The following is a 5,393-nucleotide window of genomic DNA, read 5'->3' as shown; positions in this document are numbered from 1 at the left end:
CTCCAATAGTCGGCGTTCCTGTGATCGTTGCGTTTGAATGGTCATCTATTTTCGCCTTCCAAACGAGCTTACCCGTCATCGCATCAAGCGCATACAAGCGCGCCAACACATCCCCGAAATAAAGCCGCTTTGTCGTCGGATCTAAAACGACAGCAGTGCGGACTTCAGCCGATGCGCGGAAAGACCAACGCATACAGCCCGTTTCGAGGTCAAACGCGTATACTGTGCCGTCTTGGCTTCCTACAAACACCGCGCCCCAGCCGATCGAAGGCTGAGACCTAGCCCTTAGCGCTTTCGGATAAGCGAACGCCCATTTGAGTTTTAGCTGCGGGACCTGTTCCTTGGTCAAACCTGCCTGTTGGGCCGACACAAATCTATTGTTATCATGCCCCCAACCCGTCTTGGCGGGAAGTGATCCTGTGTCAAACCGCGCATGCTGCGCATCGCATGAAGCCGGCGGCGCAGGTGCCTTGTAATCTGCCAGTGATGTGCGGGTTAGATATTCTGCAATCTGCAGGCGTTGCACCGGAGAAAGTTTGGCGGCCTGCTGGCTCATTATCCCGCCATTCATGGAAGCCAGGATGGCGTCCGGGGACATCATTTCCAGCCATACCTGCTGGGGCGCTTTTGGCACGCCGCCATTATGGCAGGCCGCGCAATTTTCTAGAAACAGACCCTTTCCGGGATGCTTCTCAATATCAATGGTCGGGCCATCTCGCGACTGCATTTCGTCGGTCGAAGTCATTCGTTCGCCGGCGACCATATCAGCCGATGGTTGACTGCACCCTGAAAAGGCGAGCGACGCAGCTAAAACCAGTCCGATCCAACTGCGTCGCATAACCTTTTCCCCCACTTTTATTTAGAACTTTGCGCCAGCTTCAACGCCAAAGTAGCGCGGCGGGCCGTACAGCGTGAATGTCCACAAACCACCGACAACTTGGCTAGCCGTTTCATAACGCTTGTCGGTCAGGTTTTTGCCGACGAGGCGCAGCGAATATTTATCGTCCAAATCGGCAAGGGTAATCGACCCATTCAGTAGCGTCCGAGCGCGGAGGAATGTGTTATCCCGCGCATCCGAAATCGACTGCGTAAACAGGTTGCTTCCTACATAGCTCACATTCGCATTAACCGCCAATTTCAGATTGCTACTGACAGGTTTCGAATAAGTCCCGTCGACGGACCATTGCCATTTAGGCGCACGGTCCATCGGAGCTTTCGACAGATCATAGCCTGCAGGTATCGGCGTTACATATTTACGGTACTTCGCATCCTGATAACCAAGAACACCGCGAAGGGTTAGGCCGTCGGTTGGGATAAGTGTAGCCTCTGCCTCAAGGCCCTTTACCCGGGCGCTGGCTGCATTGAAGAAGCGTGTGACCTGATTAGGCTGACCATTGACAGTGATGGGCACAACAATCTGCTTTTGGAGATCGCTGTAATCCACCCAGAAACCCGTCAGGTTAAGCCGCGCGCGGTTGTCAAGGAACTGCGTCTTTACACCAGCCTCATAGCTGTCTGCCTTTTCAGGCTTAGTTGCCGCTGCGGCCTTCGAAAATGCCGCCAAGTCAGTTCCAAACGGTCCAAAACCACCGATTTGGTCGTTGAAGCCGCCGCCCTTGAAGCCATGAGAATAGGTCGCATACAGGAACGTATCATCAGTGGCCTTATACGAAGCAGAGAACCGATAGGTAGGCTCATTATCGCTTGCCCGAACAGTGACGACGCCCGCTTTATAATTATAAACACTCGCATCAAGCGGCTGTGCGATTTTGATGCTTGGATCAAACGCCCCACCCAATTGCGGTATGAATACCTGCTGGCGACCCTGCCAAGTCTTGCGTTCCCAAGTGTAGCGACCGCCAGCCGTAAGCGACAGTCTGTCATTCACCTCGAATGTGCCCTCAGCAAACAACGCTGTCGATTTTGCCTTTTGCGCATTGCACAACAAGTAAGGCGTATTGTTCCAGGCACCGAAGGGCAATGGGCCACCCGTAAGATCAAGGAAGCCGAGCAACTGGTTTACGCAGAAGTCAGCATCATCCCTTTGGTAGAAACCGCCTGCAACAAAATCAAATGCACCACCCAGATCTGAGGCAAAGCGCAATTCTTGCTGCCAAGTCTTCCGATCGTCGTCGCGCGTGGCATCGAACAGGGACAGAACCGAACCGTCTGCAGCCACTGGAGCCTGACCGGTATAGGTGTTCGGCAAACGCGACCGCTGGCTGCGCCAGCCCGTAATTGACGTAAACGTACCCATGCCGACATCAACATTCATGTTGAGGTAAACGCCATCGACATTGACGACGTGGCCATCCTGCATCCGCATTAAGCTATCCTGTCGGTTCGAAACGCCTCCGTTGTTTAGGGGGTCGCTGCTTTTGTTGCCGCGCGATCCAACATTCAGGGCATCAAACAAGAAGAAACGTCCCCCGCCGTTTACAGGGGTTTCATTAACCGTCGCGGGCGTTTCCGAGCTATCTCGGATCATTTCATATTGCAGCAACGCATCAAAATTGTCTGACGGCTCCCAAAGCAATTTGGCACGCAAATTGTAGACATCGGTGCCGCCAACCCTGCTGCCATCTCCGCAACCTGACCGGCCAACAAATTTCGCCGTTGTTGCGGGCAACGCAGGGGGTGTCGTTAGAAAGGTCCCAACCGGGCCGTAGCAAGCGCCGTTGCGCACGAAACCGTCCGAATATTCATATCCGCCAACAAGACGCAATGCGAGTGTATCCTGGATGATTGGAATATTGACTGACGCATTTCCGCTGTAAGACTTAAAGCTGCCTGCCGCGAGACGAAACTCAGCCCCAAAATTTGAGAGATCTGGCCGCTTTGTCTTGACAGTCACAGCGCCGCCGATTGCGTTCTTGCCAAACAATGTACCTTGCGGTCCGCGCAAAACTTCAACTTGCTGCACGTCAAAGGTATCCAATAACTGGGTTTGAACGCTAGCCATCACAAAGTCGTCAACGGTTACCAGCACGGACGGCTCAAAATACACGATAATGTTATTCTGACCAACACCACGCATGGCAAAGGAAGCCGCATTAAACCCAGTGATTTTTGCGGCCGAGAAATTGGGAACGAACGAAGCAAGATCACCGATATTGTCAGGACTTGCCTGCTCGATGAGGGTTTGATCCACTGCGGTGATTGCAATCGGGGTCGTCTGAAGATTGGAGTCGCGCCGTGTCGCCGTCACAATGATGTCAGACAGGCCAGTGTCGTCTGAAGTTACCTCAGTGGTCTGCGCAAAGGCAGGTGTTGCGAGCGCCAGAACTAAGCCTGTTCCAATACCAATAGTCAAAATTTTACTGCGCATAAAGCCTCCCCATACAGATGTTTTCGAACAGCCGATTTTCTGCAATCGTGCCGTTCAATATTTGTGGCCTGCCACATATCGAAATAACAATCAATCGTGTTTGTTTTTTTTTGAATTCATGTATCTGTAGATCCCATAAGCAAGAGGAGTATAGTCAATGAGTTTCGATTTTCGTCTCTGGGATATTCACACGGGCGCGCACCATCCCTTCAATGATCGGGCACCCAGAATCGACAACGGAACTGGTCGGCCTGACCCGAAACGTTACCATGGCGCGGATTATAAAGACGCTGAATGGAACCGGATGTGGACCCAAACCTGGCTGCTCGCTGGTCCCACAAGTGACCTTCGTGAAGATGGCGATTTTGTCCGTTTCGACATTGCGGACGAGAGTTTCATTGTGGTGAGACAAGACGATGGCAGTCTAAAGGCGCATTACAATGTGTGCCCCCATAGAGGGAGCCAGCTGATCCTCTCAGATTTTGGCTCTATCGGGAATTTCACATGCCCCTTCCATAGTTGGCAATTCGCGCTTGACGGTACCAACACAAAAGTAACGGATGAATTCTCTTTTCATCCTGAAACTCTTTGCCATGATCGCAATCTCACGCCCGTACGATGCGAAGAAGTTGCGGGCCTTGCCTTTATATCTCTTTCAAATGATATGCCGCCTCTACGCGAATGGCTCGGCCCAGTCGCAGACCAACTGGAGACCTATGATATTGGCGCGATGAACGTCATTCAGCATAAGCACACGGAATGGGCAGCGAACTGGAAAGGCGGCGTGGATGCCTTTTATGAAATCTACCATCTCCATGCGGTTCATCCTGAAACGCAAGGTGTTATGGATGACCGCACGCAGATCGACCTCTATCCGAACGGAATGAGCCGTCAGTTCGTCCCATTTGCGCAGCCCTCACCTCGATTTCCGGATCAACTTAGTGTGAATCAGGGCATTAAGATGATGCTGCGCGATGCCGGTATTGATCCAGACGCATTTGAAGGCACAGCACAAGACAGCCGCGCTGCAATCCAAGTTTCAAAGCGCGAACGGGCCAAGCGATTTGGTCTCGACTATGACAAATTCAGCGATACTCAACTTAGCGATTCAACCATCTATGGCATCTTTCCTAATGTGCAGATCGGTTGCCACCCTGAAGCAGTATTCATCCACCGCTTCCTGCCGCATCCAGATGATCCCAATCGGTTCACCTATGACACCTGCATTCTTTTCGCACATGTTGATGCACCGAGCTACGGCCCGCCTGCTTGGATGGGGTTGGCGGACGGGACTGATACAACAGGGATGACACGCCCTGAGATCGAACGCGTCCCGCTTGGCGAGCCGCCCAATCTTGGGCAGGTCTTGGACCAAGATTCCGAACTATTACCGATTGTTCAAAAAGGATCACGTTCGCGCGGATTCCGCGGGCCAATTTGGAGCGAGCAGGAAGCAAGGCTGCGCCACTTCCATGCAGAGCTTGACCGCTATATTGATGGAGAGATTTAAAAATGAGCTGGACCTTCCTATCACGCTTTAACGTCAAGGCAGACCGAGAAGCAGAATTCTTGACCCTAATCCCACAAATGGAAATGAATGCTGCCGACGAAATCGGAACCCTGGCATATAAATTTTATCGCCTTGATGCGCCGCATGCATTCGCGGTTTTTGAGAGCTTTGTTGATGAAGCTGCTGATCAAGCCCACCAGGCTAATCCCGCTAGCGCCGACATCATATCAACGATAATCGAGTGTATAGACGGCACGTACACCCGTGAATATCTGTTGCCCATAGCGCCATGACAGGCATTTACACTTTGGGTGCGCTTTTGCGGAGCGGAGCCTCTCTGCGCCCGCAAGAGATGGCTCTTATTTTTCCCGACAGGCGCACGAGCTATGCTGATTTGAATGACCGGGCGCGCCTCTGGGCGGCTGCGCTCATCGCGCGCGGCGTTCGGCCGGGCGATCATGTGGGCCTCTTGCTGACGACGCGCCCTGAATTTGTAGAAGCGCTGTTCGGCATTGCGATGGCTGGGGCTGTCGCTGTGCCTGTGAATGCGCGATA

At 52.7% G+C, this 5,393-nt stretch carries 5 protein-coding genes; 3 read left to right on the top strand and 2 right to left on the bottom strand.

From position 1 onward, the window contains the following. The coding region (locus QE270_RS03765; RefSeq protein ID WP_300035361.1) for a PQQ-binding-like beta-propeller repeat protein at nucleotides 1-838 on the bottom strand (838 nt) is incomplete at its 3' end. Nucleotides 839-859: 21 nt separating this feature from the next. Further along, the gene (locus QE270_RS03760) at nucleotides 860-3,328 is read right to left on the bottom strand and encodes a TonB-dependent receptor (RefSeq protein WP_300035358.1); all 2,469 of its coding nucleotides are present in this window, start codon (nucleotides 3,326-3,328) and stop codon (nucleotides 860-862) included. Between the two features lie 157 nt (nucleotides 3,329-3,485). Between QE270_RS03760 and QE270_RS03755 the strand changes: the two genes are divergently transcribed. From QE270_RS03755 to QE270_RS03745, 3 genes are all read left to right on the top strand, one after another. After that, nucleotides 3,486-4,838 (top strand): aromatic ring-hydroxylating dioxygenase subunit alpha, encoded by a 1,353-nt coding sequence (locus QE270_RS03755; protein WP_300035356.1) that lies wholly within the window; start codon nucleotides 3,486-3,488, stop codon nucleotides 4,836-4,838. A 2-nt stretch (nucleotides 4,839-4,840) separates the two neighbouring features. Further along, nucleotides 4,841-5,131 carry an antibiotic biosynthesis monooxygenase gene (locus tag QE270_RS03750; RefSeq protein ID WP_300035353.1) on the top strand — a complete coding sequence of 97 codons (291 nt, stop codon included), beginning with the start codon at nucleotides 4,841-4,843 and terminating at the stop codon, nucleotides 5,129-5,131. Next, a partial coding sequence (locus QE270_RS03745; RefSeq protein WP_300035350.1) for an AMP-binding protein occupies nucleotides 5,128-5,393 on the top strand: 266 nt, incomplete at its 3' end. The genes QE270_RS03750 and QE270_RS03745, both read left to right, overlap by 4 nt.

It is taken from the genome of Sphingorhabdus sp. (assembly GCF_029865925.1).
Taxonomy (GTDB): domain Bacteria; phylum Pseudomonadota; class Alphaproteobacteria; order Sphingomonadales; family Sphingomonadaceae; genus Sphingorhabdus_B.
The sequence above is the reverse complement of the archived record's forward strand: the minus strand, read 5'-3'. Positions and strand labels throughout refer to the sequence as shown.